Origin of the sequence: Pseudodesulfovibrio nedwellii (assembly GCF_027923765.1) — a bacterium.
GTDB classification, from domain to species: domain Bacteria; phylum Desulfobacterota; class Desulfovibrionia; order Desulfovibrionales; family Desulfovibrionaceae; genus Pseudodesulfovibrio; species Pseudodesulfovibrio nedwellii.
This window is the reverse complement of record NZ_AP026709.1, coordinates 3,720,193-3,735,449: the sequence shown is the minus strand read 5'-3', so window position 1 is coordinate 3,735,449 and position 15,257 is coordinate 3,720,193. Positions and strand designations below refer to the sequence as shown.

General features: G+C 49.0%; 20 protein-coding genes. 11 read left to right on the top strand and 9 right to left on the bottom strand.

What is annotated here, in order from left to right:
* Positions 1 to 12 precede the first annotated feature (12 nt).
* Positions 13 to 486 (bottom strand): Lrp/AsnC family transcriptional regulator, encoded by a 474-nt coding sequence (locus SYK_RS17540; RefSeq protein ID WP_281761554.1) that lies wholly within the window; start codon positions 484 to 486, stop codon positions 13 to 15.
* A 154-nt stretch (positions 487 to 640) separates the two neighbouring features.
* On the opposite strand from SYK_RS17540, the gene SYK_RS17535 reads away from it, so the two are divergent.
* From SYK_RS17535 to SYK_RS17505, 7 genes are all read left to right on the top strand, one after another.
* Entirely contained in the window at positions 641 to 1,789 is a 1,149-nt protein-coding gene (locus tag SYK_RS17535; RefSeq protein ID WP_281761553.1) for an ABC transporter permease, read from the top strand.
* Positions 1,790 to 1,792: 3 nt separating this feature from the next.
* Complete coding sequence (locus SYK_RS17530; RefSeq protein WP_281761552.1) at positions 1,793 to 2,587, top strand: ABC transporter ATP-binding protein; 795 nt, start codon at positions 1,793 to 1,795, stop codon at positions 2,585 to 2,587.
* A gap of 9 nt (positions 2,588 to 2,596) precedes the next feature.
* Complete coding sequence (locus tag SYK_RS17525; protein ID WP_281761551.1) at positions 2,597 to 3,748, top strand: MlaD family protein; 1,152 nt, start codon at positions 2,597 to 2,599, stop codon at positions 3,746 to 3,748.
* A 15-nt stretch (positions 3,749 to 3,763) separates the two neighbouring features.
* Complete coding sequence (locus tag SYK_RS17520; RefSeq protein ID WP_281761550.1) at positions 3,764 to 4,378, top strand: ABC-type transport auxiliary lipoprotein family protein; 615 nt, start codon at positions 3,764 to 3,766, stop codon at positions 4,376 to 4,378.
* Positions 4,379 to 4,380: 2 nt separating this feature from the next.
* Positions 4,381 to 4,914 (top strand): ribosome biogenesis factor YjgA, encoded by a 534-nt coding sequence (gene yjgA / locus SYK_RS17515; RefSeq protein WP_281761549.1) that lies wholly within the window; start codon positions 4,381 to 4,383, stop codon positions 4,912 to 4,914.
* A gap of 93 nt (positions 4,915 to 5,007) precedes the next feature.
* Complete coding sequence (locus SYK_RS17510) at positions 5,008 to 5,277, top strand: Ogr/Delta-like zinc finger protein (RefSeq protein ID WP_281761548.1); 270 nt, start codon at positions 5,008 to 5,010, stop codon at positions 5,275 to 5,277.
* A 131-nt stretch (positions 5,278 to 5,408) separates the two neighbouring features.
* Positions 5,409 to 6,314 carry a DMT family transporter gene (locus SYK_RS17505; protein ID WP_431194137.1) on the top strand — a complete coding sequence of 302 codons (906 nt, stop codon included), beginning with the start codon at positions 5,409 to 5,411 and terminating at the stop codon, positions 6,312 to 6,314.
* Between the two features lie 38 nt (positions 6,315 to 6,352).
* Here SYK_RS17505 and SYK_RS17500 read toward each other — a convergent pair whose 3' ends face one another.
* Positions 6,353 to 7,180 (bottom strand): 1,4-dihydroxy-6-naphtoate synthase, encoded by an 828-nt coding sequence (locus SYK_RS17500; protein ID WP_281761546.1) that lies wholly within the window; start codon positions 7,178 to 7,180, stop codon positions 6,353 to 6,355.
* A 121-nt stretch (positions 7,181 to 7,301) separates the two neighbouring features.
* Here SYK_RS17500 and SYK_RS17495 point away from each other — a divergent pair, with 121 nt between their 5' ends.
* From SYK_RS17495 to SYK_RS17480, 4 genes are all read left to right on the top strand, one after another.
* A complete protein-coding gene (locus tag SYK_RS17495; RefSeq protein WP_281761545.1) occupies positions 7,302 to 7,952 on the top strand; it encodes a TetR/AcrR family transcriptional regulator in 651 nt (216 codons plus the stop codon).
* A gap of 14 nt (positions 7,953 to 7,966) precedes the next feature.
* Positions 7,967 to 9,061 (top strand): aminofutalosine synthase MqnE, encoded by a 1,095-nt coding sequence (gene mqnE / locus SYK_RS17490; RefSeq protein WP_281761544.1) that lies wholly within the window; start codon positions 7,967 to 7,969, stop codon positions 9,059 to 9,061.
* A gap of 93 nt (positions 9,062 to 9,154) precedes the next feature.
* A complete protein-coding gene (mqnC, locus tag SYK_RS17485) occupies positions 9,155 to 10,225 on the top strand; it encodes a cyclic dehypoxanthinyl futalosine synthase (protein WP_281763292.1) in 1,071 nt (356 codons plus the stop codon).
* Positions 10,225 to 11,049, top strand: coding sequence for a menaquinone biosynthetic enzyme MqnA/MqnD family protein (locus tag SYK_RS17480; protein WP_281761543.1), 825 nt, complete (start codon positions 10,225 to 10,227; stop codon positions 11,047 to 11,049). The genes mqnC and SYK_RS17480 overlap by 1 nt, the downstream gene beginning before the upstream one ends.
* Before the next feature lie 8 nt (positions 11,050 to 11,057).
* On the opposite strand, the gene SYK_RS17475 is transcribed toward SYK_RS17480, so the two are convergent.
* From SYK_RS17475 to rpmJ, 7 genes are all read right to left on the bottom strand, one after another.
* Positions 11,058 to 11,945: a selenium metabolism-associated LysR family transcriptional regulator gene (locus tag SYK_RS17475; RefSeq protein ID WP_281761542.1), complete on the bottom strand. Its 888-nt coding sequence runs from the start codon at positions 11,943 to 11,945 to the stop codon at positions 11,058 to 11,060.
* Positions 11,946 to 12,024: 79 nt separating this feature from the next.
* The gene (gene rplQ, locus SYK_RS17470) at positions 12,025 to 12,546 is read right to left on the bottom strand and encodes a 50S ribosomal protein L17 (RefSeq protein ID WP_281761541.1); all 522 of its coding nucleotides are present in this window, start codon (positions 12,544 to 12,546) and stop codon (positions 12,025 to 12,027) included.
* Positions 12,536 to 13,576, bottom strand: coding sequence for a DNA-directed RNA polymerase subunit alpha (locus SYK_RS17465; protein WP_281761540.1), 1,041 nt, complete (start codon positions 13,574 to 13,576; stop codon positions 12,536 to 12,538). The genes rplQ and SYK_RS17465 overlap by 11 nt, the downstream gene beginning before the upstream one ends.
* Positions 13,577 to 13,588: 12 nt before the next feature.
* Complete coding sequence (gene rpsD / locus SYK_RS17460; protein ID WP_281761539.1) at positions 13,589 to 14,215, bottom strand: 30S ribosomal protein S4; 627 nt, start codon at positions 14,213 to 14,215, stop codon at positions 13,589 to 13,591.
* A gap of 15 nt (positions 14,216 to 14,230) precedes the next feature.
* The gene (rpsK, locus tag SYK_RS17455) at positions 14,231 to 14,617 is read right to left on the bottom strand and encodes a 30S ribosomal protein S11 (RefSeq protein ID WP_229592243.1); all 387 of its coding nucleotides are present in this window, start codon (positions 14,615 to 14,617) and stop codon (positions 14,231 to 14,233) included.
* An 80-nt stretch (positions 14,618 to 14,697) separates the two neighbouring features.
* Positions 14,698 to 15,069, bottom strand: coding sequence for a 30S ribosomal protein S13 (gene rpsM, locus SYK_RS17450; protein WP_281761538.1), 372 nt, complete (start codon positions 15,067 to 15,069; stop codon positions 14,698 to 14,700).
* Positions 15,070 to 15,081: 12 nt separating this feature from the next.
* A complete protein-coding gene (rpmJ, locus tag SYK_RS17445) occupies positions 15,082 to 15,195 on the bottom strand; it encodes a 50S ribosomal protein L36 (RefSeq protein ID WP_014324049.1) in 114 nt (37 codons plus the stop codon).
* Positions 15,196 to 15,257: the final 62 nt, after the last annotated feature.

Here is a 15,257-nt window from a genome sequence, read left to right as displayed (position 1 = left end):
ACTCCTCGAAGGTTAGTCGTTTTCAAGGGGAAGTGGAATAACGCGGGACTCCTTGACCGTGGTCAATACGATAGTTGAGTTGGTGTCACGCACAGGCCCGATAGTTCCGAATTTTGCCAGCGTCGCCTGTAACGCCTCAGTGTCCTCAACACGGACCTTGACCAGATAGGAATCGCGACCAGCAGTATAATGAACCTCAAGCACTTCGGGAAACTCGGCAAGCTTCTGCCCCACCTCTGTGGCTCCCACACCCTCTTCCACTCGTATGGAAGTAAATGCTGTCAGCCCTCGACCAAGAGACTTATGACTGACAATACACTCATATCCCTCGATGATACCGCTCTTTTTGAGCTTACGTACACGCTCAAGCACGGCAGACGGTGCCTTGCCTACCTTTCGAGCGATTTCCGCGTTGGAAACCTTACCGTCAGCCTGAAGTATGTTCAGGATTTCCAAGTCCAATTTGTCGATTTTTCTGTTATTCATACTTTAAATGAATAATATTCTTTTCTCTTTCTGTCAATCCCCACTGAAAAACACCGTGATAAATACACACAACTACCTTCCATTTTTTCAAAACCTCAGTTATTTAAAGTAGTCGATTAATTTTGATCTTTGCCCACAATTAGGATGATATGGTGTGAAAAACCAACCGCTGACAATGCAATCTTCCGATGCCACTGTTTCCATTTCTGACCGAAATGGAATCCTTGTCATTACGCTCGCAGGACGTCTCGACGCCCCCGGAATCACCAGCATTTGGGATGAGACTGTGCAGGCAGGCAATTCCACCCCCTTCACATCCATTGAAACTGATATGACCGGTGTCACCTATCTCGACGGAGCCGGGGTTGCTCTGCTGCTCAAGATCAAAGAACTCGCAGCCCAAAAAGAAGCTCAACTCACGCTAAATAATCTTCGGGAAGAGGATCGTAAACTTATCGGCCTGACCTGGGATAGCCCCATACCGGCATGGGACTCCCAGAAAAAGAACCGGCGGAACTTTGCCTCAGCTATCGGTGAAGCCATCGGGGAATTATGGTCCGGCATCCGCGAAATGATCGCATTCGTAGGAGAATCAGCCGTATTGCTCACCGAGGCCTTCCTTCATCCGAGTCAAGTTCGATGGAAGAATGTCCTGCTCTCCTGCATTAACGTCGGCGTTGAATCCCTATTCATCATCACCCTCATAGGCTTTCTCATGGGGCTGATCATGTCATTTCAATCCGCGATCAGTCTGCAACGATTCGGCGGTGAAATTTTCGTCCCGAACATGCTTGGTCTCGTTATGTTCCGCGAAATGGGCCCACTGGTTACGTCCATCCTGCTGGCCGCCCGATCCGGCTCCGCCTTTGCCGCTGAAATCGGGACCATGAAAATTAATGAAGAACTAGATGCCCTGACCACCATGGGATTATCTCCCATGCGCTTTCTGGTAGTACCCAAAATCATTGCCACCATGTTTGTCGTTCCTTTGATGATCATGTTTTTCAATCTGGCATCACTGGTCGGCGGTGCCGTCGTCATGCTCTCCATGGGGTACCCCCTCGTCACATTCACCTCCCGAGTTTTCTCCTATCTAGACTACGGAGATTTCTGGAGCGGCATGGGTAAAGGACTGGTTTTCAGCTTTTTGGTGGCTGGTGTAGGATGCTTGCGTGGCATACAGACTCGATCCGGTGCCAGCGCAGTCGGCCTGTCCACCACCAGTGCAGTGGTCTCGGGCATTATTCTCATCGCTTTTGCCGACGGCATTTTCGCCATGGCATTCTACTATCTGGGGATATAAGACATGTGCGAACGAGATACTGTCATAAGCGTGCAGAATCTGACTTGCGGATATGGTAATACAGTCATTGTTGAAGATGTTAGCTTCGACATTAAGCAAGGCGAAATTTTCATTATCCTCGGCGGTTCCGGTTGCGGCAAATCCACGCTTCTCAAAAACATGATCGGGCTTATACATCCCATGGCCGGTGAAGTTTTTTACGGTGACGAAGAATTAACCAGTGCATTTGGAGCCAAACGGGACGCAATCATTCGTAAATTCGGCGTAATGTATCAGATGGGCGCCCTGTTTGGTTCCATGTCACTGTTGCAAAACGTCATGTTGCCACTGGAAGAATTCACCAACCTACCACAAGAAGCCATGGCCCTCATTGCCAAGTCCAAGCTCGCAATGGTCAGTCTGGAAAACGCCACGTACAAAATGCCCGCGGCCCTGTCCGGCGGCATGAAGAAACGGGCCGCCATCGCTCGGGCAATGGCTCTGGACCCAAGCATACTCTTTCTGGATGAACCAGGTGCGGGACTTGATCCTATTTCCAGCGCGGCACTCGATGAACTCATTCTCGACCTGTCACGCAACCTTGGCATCACCTTTGTCATCGTCACCCACGAACTGGAATCCATTTACAAAATCGCGGATCGGGTTATCATGCTCGACAAGGACGTCAAATCCATTGTTGCCGAAGGAGACCCCAAAGAACTCAGGGACACCTCGGACAATCAGTTTGTCAGACGTTTCTTCCTCCGCCAACCGGAGTTGGAAGCCGCTGAAGGCACACACGCCCAAACGGCAAAGTAAGGATACGGAATGGTACGAAAAAGAGATTATTTCAAATTAGGCATGTTCATCATCGTAGGAGCTAGCATGCTCGTCGCGATGGTCATCGTCCTCGGAGCCGGAAGATATTTCCAGACGACCTATACGCTGGAAACCTACTTTGACGAATCAGTCAACGGTCTTGCCGTGGGTTCGCCAGTCAAACTCCGAGGCGTCAACGTCGGCCGTGTGGCTGAAATCAATTTCGTATCAAACAAATACGACCCCGCGAATATCGGAGAAGTCCGATATGTCTATGTGGAATGCGACATCAACCCAGATCTCTTTGAATTCATTGATGAAGAAAAATTCATTGAAGTTCTGCGTAAAGATGTTGCCCGTGGTCTGCGTATACGCCCCACGTCACTTGGCTTAACCGGACAGCTCTTCTTGAACATCATCTATGACGATCCAAAGGGCAACCCCCCTCTCCCCCTCAAATGGACACCTGAACATGCTTACATTCCGTCCGTCCCCTCCACTCTAAGCAGGGTTGAAGGAGCTATCGCCACCATTAGTAAGACATTAAGCAGCCTCAAACAGGAAGACCTTGAATCCATTATCGGTGATGTCAAATCCATTGTTGATTCCATCGACAACTTCATGAACACCGAAAGCGGTAAAGAAGCCGGTAAACGGATGCTCGGCATTCTTGATAGCACCCGTAACATTCTGGCCCGAACCAACACGCTCATGGCCGATCCGGCTCTGGATAGGATTATTCCCAATACCGCCGGAGCCCTTGAAGGCGTAAATCGAATCATCACGGAATCCGCAGATGACATCATCGCGGCAGCTCACGAAGCCAAAATAGCTATCACCAGCTTCAAACAGGCATCAGCCGTTCTCGGCAAAACCTTGAGCGACCCGCGCATGGATAAAGCAATGGGCGAAATCGCACCGACTCTGGAAAACATCTCACAAGCCTCGACAGATTTGACCGCAGCAGTGGCCAAAGTTCATGCTTTAGTCAACCGCCTGAACGGTGTTGTCGCCTCAGAAGAAGCGAACATTCACGCTATTATCGGCGACACTCGCGAGGTCATGCAAAACGTCAAAGAACTCACAGGGGATGCCAAACGCTATCCCTCCGGCATGATCTTCGGCACTCCGCCAAGCAAGCCCAATCCTGAAGACCAATAAACCGGGATCAACATCATGAAAAAAAACACACTTCTCTTCCTCATACTGGCTGTAGGCCTGACCACCGCAGCCTGCGTCAAGTTAGGCGGAAAGCCCTTGGACAAACGGTATTTCCAGATCACTCCAACCCGTTCGGCAGAGCAGGTCCAAACCGGGTACGATTTCGTGCTCAAAATCCGTAGGCTGTCCATATCAAATCTCTACAACACCCGAGAACTGGTATATCGCGGCAAACAGGGACGTATTGAATCAGACTTCTACAATATGTTCTTTGTTCCCCCGGCAGACATGCTGACCACGGAACTGCGCAAGTGGCTCAGAGGTTCCAAACTCTTTACCCACGTTATCAAACCCGGCAGCATGGTCGTCCCCGGATTAACGCTGGAAGGCGTCGTCAACTCGCTCTATGGTGACTATTCCCTTGACACACCCGCCGCAGTAGTGGGAATGCAGTTCTTCGTAGTTGATGAAGCTTCGGCGAATAATGAAATCATTTTCTCCAGCACCTATACCGAGCGTATACCCATGCCCGAGTCTTCAGCTACAGCCCTGATCAACGCCATGACTCAGGGAGTCCAGACCATTTACACCAATCTTGAAACCGACCTGAGAGCCGCAGGCCTGAAGTAATAATGGGAAAGAAAAACAAAATATATCGCCCCGAGGAATTCGACGAAGCCTATGAAGGTCCGAGCCGTACCCAATTGAAAAAAGATATGAGGGAGTTGCAGCAACTCGGTATAGACCTCGCCGCTCTTGGCGATGCCACTATCAAAGAAGCCAACCTCCCTCCTGAAGTGGAAGAAGCTCTGCTGCTCATCAAAAAAATCCCCAAACATGAAGCCACACGTCGCCACATGCAGTACGTGGGCAAACTCATGCGCACCTTTGATACCAGCCATGTACAAGAGATTGTCGAAGCAGCGAAAAATGGGCATTCGATTAAAACAGCAGGATTCCATCGACTTGAAATAATAAGAGAACGATTGATAGACGGCAATGACGATCTCCTGCAGGAACTTTTCGACACCTACCCCGAGAACGGACAGAGACTCCGTCAGCTTACACTGGGCGCACGGAGAGAAAAGGCTAAAGGAAAACCACCCAAAGACTCTCGAGCACTCTTCAAATTACTGCGCACTTTGCCTTTAGATAGAGAAAATTAACGTCTTCCCTCTTGACGTGGGCCAATCAGGTTTTATCTATTGCCGACAGAACATGATCGGCGGCAGATTCCGTCGTACTGCAAGGAGATAACCATGGTCATTCACGAATATGCCGGAATAGTCACCGAGTTGCCTGACAGAGATTGTCCGCATTGCGGCAAAACGATGGAAGCGTGGCTCGCACCGCCCGAAACCGGGTGGAATGTCATTCTGATTTGCAACAACAACAACTGTCCGCATTACCTCGGTTCCGAAGAGGACATCCTTCATAAACGCGAGGATTCCCACTTGGGATGCCGGTACGCTGAAGATCCGGGCAATGGATTTAAGCCGGTCAACGTCCTTGCCGTCTGCCCTCACTAAAAGTTTTTTCATAGAACACCGTGAAAAGGGTTTCGCTATGCGAAACCCTTTTCACGTTTCATGGACCAAATCCTGTTTCCATCCCATATGATCAATGGTAAATCAAAATACAGTTTGTAAAAGAGGTTCCCATATTGCGCAAGATATCAGGTAAAACCCAGGCATTTCTAGCTCTCGGCATAGCTGTCCTGCTCTGGTCCAGTTCCTTCATCGTTCTCAAATTCGCTTTCCAGCGATTCGACCCGATGGTGGTCATATTTGGGCGTATGCTTATTGCCAGCCTCTGTTTTCTTCTTGTTTTCAAGAAACTGAAAAACATCAATTATCAAGCTGGCGACTGGAAACTCCTCATATTCATGGGCGTCTGTGAACCAGGATTCTATTTCGTCTTTGAAGCAATGGCCCTGACATATACAGACGCATCACAGGCAGGAATGATCTGCGCTCTGCTTCCACTCATGGCGGCAGTGGTTGCCCGATTCACCCTTGGTGAAAAGCTCACCCGCCGCATGACTATCAGCTTTGGACTCGCCATTATCGGGGCCGTTATACTGTCTGCCGCAGCTGAATCCACCGAAACAGCCTCCAATCCGATCCTTGGTAACTTCTTGGAGTTCATGGCCATGATCTGTGCAGTCGGGTACATGATCTCTCTTAAAAAACTTACACCTCGTTACAATCCGTGGTTTCTAACTATGGTGCAAGCATTCATCGGAGCCATATTCTACTTTCCCCTTATCTTCCTGCCATCAACCACCCTGCCAACATCATTTGACCTTTTCGGCATCTCCACTATTTTTTATCTCGGCATCATGGTCACTATCCTGGCCTACGGTCTCTATAACTACGGCATGTCAAAAATCCCGGTTGGCCAAGCCTCATCCTTTATCAATCTGATCCCGGTCATCACGCTTATCTTGGGAATGTTATTCCTCAACGAACGACTCAATTGGATACAATACGCAGCGTCTGCGCTGGTAATTGTCGGGGTATTCGTCAGCCAAGGCGGTAAAAAAACGGACGAGAACGCATCATAAGCTTCTCGTCCGTCATGGAATTTATTCAGGTGGAAATCCTACACTGAAATAAAAACATCTTCACGAGTACACCCCGCCTCCTTCAGCAATCTGGACACAGCCTCCACGCCGCCGTCTCCTACATCCAAACTATACTCTGTCACAAAAGTATCGATATGTGTCGCAATAACCTCATCGTCCATTTCCTGTGCATGCAACTTGATATATTCCCGTCCGATTTCGGGATGCTCTCTTGCTGCAATCAAACTTTGCCGAATGGCTTCGTTCATTTGAACGGCCACCTCAGGACCAAGTGAACGCTTAATAGCTATGGCACCCAACGGGATAGGCAGCCCCGTGTACTTCTCCCACCATGCTCCAAGATCAAGGACTCGCGTCAACCCTTGATCAGCGAAAGTGAAACGGCCTTCATGAATAACAACCCCGGCAGCGACTTCTCCAGCCACAACCGCAGGCATGACTTCGTCAAAAACCATTTCAACCAACTCAACATGTATACCAGCCTCACGACAACACAATCCAAATAACAGATTGGCCGTAGTATTTCGTCCCGGAATAGCTATTTTCCTGCCGTCCAAAGCGGCAAGGTCACACGCTTCTCCTGCTACCAAAATAGGACCGACGCCATACCCCATGGCTCCACCAGCCCGAAGCAGCACGTATTCATCCAGAATCCCAGCAGCGGCGGCAACAGACACCTTCACGACATCAAGTAAACCGGACGCAGCCTGACCATTCAATTCCTCAACATCAGCCAAAGTTATATCAAGACCTCCCGGCCAGTTGACCGTCCCTAATGCAAGCGCTTGAAAAATATACGTATCATTTGGGCAAGGTGAATATCCGAGCGTTAATGTCCTCTTCATGAAAGCCTCCTGGCATATAAAATAGCTTCACTCCTATTGACAGGCGAGACCGCCCCTTATAAGGATAGTGACCACCTGGTCACCACTAATCGAACCACGCGGTGAAATCAAGAGTAACCATATGACACAGAACCCAAAAACTTTTGAAAATCTGCCCGACGAAAAACGAGAGCGCGTATTAAACGAAGCCACGTCCGAATTCGCCGAGCATGGATATCATCAAGCCAGCATCAACCGGATCGTCAAACGACTCGGTATTGCCAAAGGCTCGTTATTCAAATATTTCGGCAACAAGCAGGGACTTTTTGAATACTTATTCGGCCATGCAATCAATCAATTCAAACAGCCTCTCAAACATATCCGAGAGACCACCTCGGACAAAGACTTTTTCGAGCGCATAGAAAAAAGCCTGTTGGCCGGCGTGGACTTCATACAAGCACACCCGCACATCTATCGAATTTACCTGAAAATGCTCTTTCAAGAAAATTTCCCCATGCGCGACAAATTTCTCAGTGAAGTACGCCGGGGATCAACAAAATATCTCCGACCATTGGTCACTGCGGCCATGAAATCAGGCGAACTTCGCAATGATCTTGATCCGGATATGGTAGTTTTTCATCTGGATTCCATCATGGATCGTTTTTTTCAGGCACACACCGTTCCATATCTGGACGGCCCCATAACCCTGTACGACACAGACAAACAAACAACGGAAAACAAAGCCCGCGCCATAACGGATTTTCTCCGGCGTGGACTGGGTAATCCATCCTGAATACGGGAGAAGCAATGCGTCTATTCAACAGTGATTATTATGCGAACATGGGCCTTGCCGACATTAGAGACAAGGTCGAGGTCGGCGAACGGCTGAGTTTCGAAGACGGCATCAAACTTTTTGAATGTCCTGAACCACTGGCTGTAGGAGCGCTCGCCCATATGGTCCGTACCCGACTGCACGGCGACAAGGCATTCTACGTGGTTAACCAACACGTCAACTACACCAACGTATGTGTCAATGGCTGCGTATTCTGTGCCTATCAACGTGAAGAGGGACAGGAAGGCGGCTTCGTACTGAGCAAAGAAGATGTCATTGCAAAAATAGACAGTGCCGCACTGACTCCACGTGAAATACACATTGTCGGTGGCTGTCATCCAAAACTCAAACTGGATTATTTTGAAGATATTCTCAATGCCATCAAGGAACGACTGCCTGAGGTTGTCCTCAAATGTTTCACAGCTGTTGAAATCGCGCACTTCGCACAACTTGAAAATATTTCAACACACGAAGTACTTACTCGACTCAAAACCGCTGGGCTTGATATGTTACCTGGCGGCGGTGCCGAAATATTCGCCCCCGAAACACGGGAACAGATTTGTCCCCGCAAATCCACGGCCAAAGAATGGCTGGCTGTCCACGAAGAAGCTCACGCACTGGGATTAAAAACGAACTGCACCATGCTTTTCGGTCACATCGAATCCATTGAAGATCGCATAGATCATTTAATTCAATTACGTGAATCCCAAGATCGTGGCGGCGGTTACACCTGTTTTATTCCCCTGCCCTTCCTGACTGAAAACAGCCAGTTAACCATTGAAAATCCTCTGACAGGATTGGATGAATTACGCGCCATAGCCATCAGTCGCTTGATGCTTGATAACATTCCACACATCAAGGCCTATTGGGTGATGCTCGGAGTAAAGCAAGCGCAGGCTGCCCTCAAATTCGGTGCAGACGACTTCGACGGCACTGTGGTCGAAGAGAAAATAGGTCACGAAGCCGGAGCCACTTCCGAACAGGGAATGACACGATCTGAACTGACCGAGATGATCAAGGGATGCGGTTGCACTCCCGTAGAACGCGACGGTTTTTTTAACGAAATTTAATACCTTCAGCCCCTGTCCTTCTCTTTCCCAATTTTGTGGGCCGCATTTGCGCAGGAGAAGAAAAAATGACGTATTATCCATGTGAGTAAAAATATGTGCAGACTTGAAGATATTTTTGAGAAAGTTCTGAGTGGTAAACGTATTGATTTTTACGAAGCCCAGTGTCTTTATGAAAAAGCTGATTTCCATGACCTCGGGCGGTTGGCCCACCATGTCAGATTAACAAAGCATCCTGATCCGATCGTTACTTATGTGGTAGACCGCAACATCAACTATTCCAACGTATGCGTGTGTTGCTGCAAATTCTGCGCTTTTTATCGCGAACCAGGCGAAGACGGCGGTTATGTGCTGACGTATGAAGAAATCGGGGACAAAATCCAGGAGACACTTGATCTCGGAGGCACACAAATTCTCATGCAGGGAGGCCACCACCCTGATCTGCCGCTGACATGGTACGAGGACATGCTTCGATATATTAAAAAGAATTACAAAGTCCACATCCACGCTTTTTCACCGCCAGAAATTGTATTCTGGAGTGAAATGGAAGATATCCCAATTGCCAAAGTTATTGATCGCCTGCATAAAGCTGGGCTGGACTCAATCCCTGGTGGGGGCGCAGAAATTCTCGTGGACGAAGTCAGATCAAAAGTCGCACCGAACAAATGTCCCGCAACTCAATGGCTCAATGTCATGGAAGAAGCACATAATCAGGGATTAAAAACCACCGCAACCATGATGTTCGGTCACGAAGAAACTCCGGTGCAACGGTTGCAGCATCTCTTCGCCGTGCGCGAGACACAGGACCGTACAGGTGGCTTCACAGCATTTATTCCGTGGACTTTTCAACCGGATCACACCGAACTTCCCCACTGCCGAAAACTGACAAGTATCGAATACTTACGACTTCTGGCAGTTTCCCGTATTGTGCTCGACAACGTGGATAACATCCAGGTTTCATGGGTAACAATGGGGCCAAAGATCGCCCAGCTTGCCCTATATTTTGGTGGTAATGACTTCGGGTCAACCATGCTCGAAGAAAATGTTGTTAAAGCAGCCGGCATTTCATTTCGGCTTTCACGTGAAGAAATCAATCGTCTCGTCACGGCTGCCGGGTTCTTACCAAAACAACGGTCCATGGATTACACCGTTCTGGAGAATTGTTAATGTCCATTCAGCTTGGAAAAATCGGCTATCTCAACGTTCTGCCTATTTATCATCCATTGGAATCAGGCCTGATTACCAACGACTTTCAGATACAATCAGGACCACCGGCTGCATTAAATAACCTCATGGACGACGGCAAACTGGATATTTCAGCGGCCTCTTCCATTGAATATGCTCGCCACCCAGAAAAATATTATCTCGTACCCAATATTGCTATCGGAAGTCGCGGCCCTGTCCAAAGCGTTCTCCTTTTAAGTCGGTATCCAGTAGAAGAACTTCAGGAAAAAACAATTTTGGTGAGTTCACAAACGCATACTTCGGCAGCCTTACTCTCTGTATTGCAAAACGAACTCTGGAAAATTGAAACCGGCTACACCACAGGTAATGCAACGGCAACTCTCGAAAAAGGAGAACGGCCAGACGCCATATTGGCCATTGGAGACGAAGCATTAAACCTGCGATTCCACCCTGATTATCCGCACAGAATTGATCTAGGCGAGGCTTGGCGGGAGCTCACAGGATTGCCTTTTATTTTCGGAGTTTGGATTGTTCAACGAGAAAGCTGGGAAGCATCAAAAAAAACGCTCATGGATGCTGTTAGCAAACTGATCGAAGCCAAAGATTGGGGTGTAAAAAACATCCAGCAAATGTGCACACTGGCAGCAAATGAAAGTTGCTTATCCGATAAAGAAATGTGTTCGTACTTTAACGGGCTAGTCTATGATCTTGCCAAAGATGAAATTGATGGTCTCACTCTTTTCTACTCACATCTCAAAAAAAATGGCCTGATCAACGCTATACCTGAATTGCATTTCATCCCGTAGTGGATGAACTACTTGGTATTGAAGTCAACAAATGCTTTCAGGGCAGGAAACATATGACGGCCACGGTGATACACGAGGTAAAACTGTCTTGTCCCTGAAAGCTCTTGTATATCTAAAGCAGTCAACACTCCGCGTGAAATCATATCTTCCGCGACCAACCTTGATGTAAAGCAGATACCTACACCATGGGCTGCATGGGCAAGACTCTCCGACGTTCCTTCAACCTGACAGCGTACAAGAAGGTCCTGAACATTTTTCCCAACGCCCTCTAAAGCCTTTTCCAAGACTCGCCGGGTAGCAGAACCCCGTTCTCGCATAATCCAAGGCAGAGAAGCAGCTTGAGCAAGTGAAACAGGTCCCTTACCTGGCAGCCATGATGCTCCCTGTGCTGCTACGACCATTATCTCATCGTCCGCAATATGATGCGCAACAAGTTCGGCCTCTTCTGGTTTTTGACCAACAATACCTATAGGCCATTCTCCAGAAAGCACCCGCTTGAGAACCTCGGAAGAATCATGTGTATGTACAGAAAAACTCACTTCAGGATATTTCCGGGAAAAACCAGCCAATAACTCCGGCAAAAGAGTCAGGGAAGGAATCGTACTACAACCGATGCCAAGATCCCCTACAACTCTGTCTCGCAACATCTCAATCGATGCCTTGGCACGATCCAGATTCGCAAAAATTTTTGTCGCACTCCCATAGAGAACATCTCCGGCTTGGGTAGGCATAACCTTGCGCCCCAGCCTGTCGAAAAACTTAACGCCAAGCTCTTCTTCGAGATTTGCTACATGGGAACTAATGGTTGGCTGAGACAAAAACATGGCTTCGCCTGCCTTGGAGAAACTCTGCAATTCATACACCCTGCAAAATGCTTCAAGCTTACGAACGTCCATTTCCATCTATCCTTATGATTGAAATCATCTATAGATAAAACCAAAAAAAGGGCAGGTCATTGACCTGCCCTTTTTAATATTACTTATCTTCGGTTTCTTCAGAAGCAGCTTCTTCAGCAGGCTTCTCTTCAACCTTTTCTTCTTTCTTGGCAGCAGCCTTCTTAGGAGCAGCCTTCTTCTTCGGAGCAGCCTTCTTCTCTTCTTTGGCAGGCTTTTCTTCTTTCTCAGCCGGAGCTTCTACGGCCAACTTGGTCAATTCAATGATGACCATAGGCGCGCAGTCACCCTTACGGGGCTGGGAGAGTTTAATAATACGAGTGTAACCACCCGTACCACCTTCAAAGCGAGGACCGATCTCGTCAAAGAGACGCTGGACCATCTGATGGCTACCGAGGACCTTGTAAGCCTGACGACGTGCATGCAAGTCGTTACGCAGAGCCAAAGTGATAAGCTTATCAACAATGCTCCGGAGTTCCTTGGCCTTAGGTTCAGTCGTGCGAATCTGCTCGTAAGTCAGCAGTGCGCGGGCCATGTTTTTAAACATGGCGGCACGATGAGTATTGGTCCGATTCAGTTTACGGCCTGACTTTCTATGCCTCATTTTTCTCTTTCCTCTTCAACCATTCCTGGTATTTCTTGTCAAAATCCTCAACCGTCATACCGAACTTCAAAGTCATGGCATCCAGAACGCGACGGATCTCGTCCAAGGATTTACGACCAAAGTTCTTGGTCTTCAACATGGCCTGTTCGGTACGTTGAACCAGTTCACCAACCAACTGAATGTTAGCGGCCTTCAAGCAGTTGGTGGCACGAACTGAAAGTTCGAGTTCATCAATGGACTTGAAGAGGTTCGGGTTCAGATCAATTGCATCATCTTCTTCTTCCTGAGTCTCTGATGAGAGTTCATCGAAGTTAATGAAGACAGACAATTGCTCTTTCAGGATCTTGGCACTGTATGCACAGGCATCCTCGGGGGAAACCGAACCATCGGTCCAGACCTCGAGAATGAGCTTGTCGTAGTTGGTCATCTGGCCGACACGCGCCTGTTCGACGGCGTACGCGACCTTCTTGACTGGGGAGTAACTGGCGTCGAGGATCATGGAGCCGATTTCGTCGGTCAGTCCTTCGTGCATATCAGCAGGGACATAGCCCTTGCCCATGCGGACTTCCAACTCCATCTTGAAGCTACGGTTCTCGGTCAGGGTAGCAATGAGCTGATCCTTGTTCAAAACAGTGACGTTCTGATTTTCCTGAATCATGCCAGCCGTAACCTGGCCCTTCTTGTTAGCTTCAAGTGTCAAGCGCTGAGGCTCGTCCGTGGTCATTGCCATACGAACAAGTTTCATGTTCAGCACGACCTCGGTCATGTCCTCAAGAACACCAGGTACGGTGGTGAACTCATGCTGCACTCCCTCAATGGAGGCGGACACAATGGCACACCCCTGCATGGAGGAAAGAAGAACCCGGCGCATGGCGTTACCAATAGTGGTAGCATAACCACGCTCCAAAGGTTCACAGATGAATTTACCGTACATCTCAGAGGACTTGAGATCGCGCACCAATTTCTCGGGCTTGACCAGTTCGCTCCAATTGCGGGTGTTGATGAGTTTGTCGCCGTTCTCAATAAGCATGAAGTCCCCTATTTACTTGGAGTACAATTCGACAATAAGCTGCTCGTTGATCGGGAACTGTATATCTTCCCGGCTCGGCATGGCCTTAACCGTGCCCTTGAAGTTGGCACCGTCAGATTCCAACCACTCAGGGCAACCGCGGCGGGCAATGACTTCCTGAGCTTCATTGATCACGGGGATCTTGCGGGCTTCTTCACGGACTTCAATGACGTCCTCAGACTGAACCTGCATGGACGGAATGTTCACACGTCGGCCATTGAGCTTGAAGATACCATGACGAACCAACTGACGAGCCTGATCACGTGAATTGGCATAGCCAAGACGATAGATCACGTTGTCAAGACGGCGTTCGAGGAGCATCAACAGATTATGACCGGTGACGCCCTTCATGCCGTCGGCACGATGGTAGTACATACGGAACTGGCCTTCCAGAACGCCGTACATGCGACGAACCTTCTGCTTTTCGCGCAACTGGATGGCGTAATCGCTCATCTTGTGACGCATGCGGCCGGAATGTCCCGGTGGGTATGGACGCTTTTCGTAAGCGCACTTATCGGTGTAGCAGCGATCGCCCTTGAGGAAGAGCTTTTCTCCCTCGCGACGGCACAGCTTGCATTTTGCTTGAGTATATCTTGCCACGATACTTCTCCTTAATTAGACCCTGCGGCGTTTAGGCGGACGGCAACCATTGTGGGGAATCGGAGTGATATCCCGAATGAAGGTAACCTTGAAGCCTGCGTTGTTGATGGCGCGCATAGCGGCCTCACGTCCAGAGCCGGGGCCCTTGACGTAGATGCCGACGGTACGCATACCGGAATCCTGAGCGCGCTTGGCGGCGGATTCAGCTGCCATCTGTGCCGCGAAAGGAGTGGACTTGCGGGAGCCCTTGAAATGAGCGCCTGCGGAAGCCCAACTGACGACATTACCCTTGACGTCTGTGAAAGTCACGATCGTGTTATTGAACGTGGCTTTGACGTGGGCAATCCCGACGGGAATGTTCTTCTTCTCTTTCTTCTTCCCAGATCGACGGGGTTTAGCCATTGCCTTAATCTCCGTTGAATAAATGTCTATTTAACGCTCACTGTCTCAGACAGTAAACGATATTTCGCGATGTCGCGTACTTATTTCTTCTTGCGGCCCATGACAGAACGACGGGGGCCCTTACGGGTACGAGCGTTGGTCTTGGATTTCTGACCGCGAACGGGCAGACCGCGACGATGGCGCAGACCGCGGTAGCAGCCGATGTCCATCAAACGTTTGATGTTGGTAGTGATCTCACGACGAAGATCACCTTCAACTTTGTAGTTGTTTTCAATCTCGAGACGAATCTGGCTGACTTCATCAGCAGTGAGATTATCACTGTTGGTCTTCCAGTCCACTTTCGTGGTATCGAGAATCTGCAGGGCCATGGTCCGGCCGATGCCGTAAATGTACGTCAGCGCAACATCAATGCGCTTGTTCTTCGGCAGATCAACACCAGCAATACGTGCCATAGTTATTTCCCTCTATCCTTGACGCTGCTTATGCCGTGGGTTCTCACAGATCACCCGCAGGACACCGTTGCGCCTGATTACTTTGCACTTGGAACACATTTTCTTAACAGAAGGTCTTACTTTCATGACCATCTCCATTGTCTGAATACAATAATGCCTATGCCCCCAATTCGGGGGTGGCCTTTTAA

What these genes read in the sequence shown, in the direction of transcription:
- SYK_RS17540 (WP_281761554.1), bottom strand. Translation starts at nt 486, where the DNA reads ATGAATAACAGAAAAATCGACAAATTGGACTTGGAAATCCTGAACATA.
- SYK_RS17530 (WP_281761552.1), top strand. Translation starts at nt 1,793, where the DNA reads ATGTGCGAACGAGATACTGTCATAAGCGTGCAGAATCTGACTTGCGGA.
- SYK_RS17525 (WP_281761551.1), top strand. Translation starts at nt 2,597, where the DNA reads ATGGTACGAAAAAGAGATTATTTCAAATTAGGCATGTTCATCATCGTA.
- SYK_RS17520 (WP_281761550.1), top strand. Translation starts at nt 3,764, where the DNA reads ATGAAAAAAAACACACTTCTCTTCCTCATACTGGCTGTAGGCCTGACC.
- yjgA (WP_281761549.1), top strand. Translation starts at nt 4,381, where the DNA reads ATGGGAAAGAAAAACAAAATATATCGCCCCGAGGAATTCGACGAAGCC.
- SYK_RS17510 (WP_281761548.1), top strand. Translation starts at nt 5,008, where the DNA reads ATGGTCATTCACGAATATGCCGGAATAGTCACCGAGTTGCCTGACAGA.
- SYK_RS17500 (WP_281761546.1), bottom strand. Translation starts at nt 7,180, where the DNA reads ATGAAGAGGACATTAACGCTCGGATATTCACCTTGCCCAAATGATACG.
- SYK_RS17495 (WP_281761545.1), top strand. Translation starts at nt 7,302, where the DNA reads ATGACACAGAACCCAAAAACTTTTGAAAATCTGCCCGACGAAAAACGA.
- mqnE (WP_281761544.1), top strand. Translation starts at nt 7,967, where the DNA reads ATGCGTCTATTCAACAGTGATTATTATGCGAACATGGGCCTTGCCGAC.
- mqnC (WP_281763292.1), top strand. Translation starts at nt 9,155, where the DNA reads ATGTGCAGACTTGAAGATATTTTTGAGAAAGTTCTGAGTGGTAAACGT.
- SYK_RS17480 (WP_281761543.1), top strand. Translation starts at nt 10,225, where the DNA reads ATGTCCATTCAGCTTGGAAAAATCGGCTATCTCAACGTTCTGCCTATT.
- SYK_RS17475 (WP_281761542.1), bottom strand. Translation starts at nt 11,945, where the DNA reads ATGGACGTTCGTAAGCTTGAAGCATTTTGCAGGGTGTATGAATTGCAG.
- rplQ (WP_281761541.1), bottom strand. Translation starts at nt 12,546, where the DNA reads ATGAGGCATAGAAAGTCAGGCCGTAAACTGAATCGGACCAATACTCAT.
- SYK_RS17465 (WP_281761540.1), bottom strand. Translation starts at nt 13,576, where the DNA reads ATGCTTATTGAGAACGGCGACAAACTCATCAACACCCGCAATTGGAGC.
- rpsK (WP_229592243.1), bottom strand. Translation starts at nt 14,617, where the DNA reads ATGGCTAAACCCCGTCGATCTGGGAAGAAGAAAGAGAAGAAGAACATT.
- rpsM (WP_281761538.1), bottom strand. Translation starts at nt 15,069, where the DNA reads ATGGCACGTATTGCTGGTGTTGATCTGCCGAAGAACAAGCGCATTGAT.
- rpmJ (WP_014324049.1), bottom strand. Translation starts at nt 15,195, where the DNA reads ATGAAAGTAAGACCTTCTGTTAAGAAAATGTGTTCCAAGTGCAAAGTA.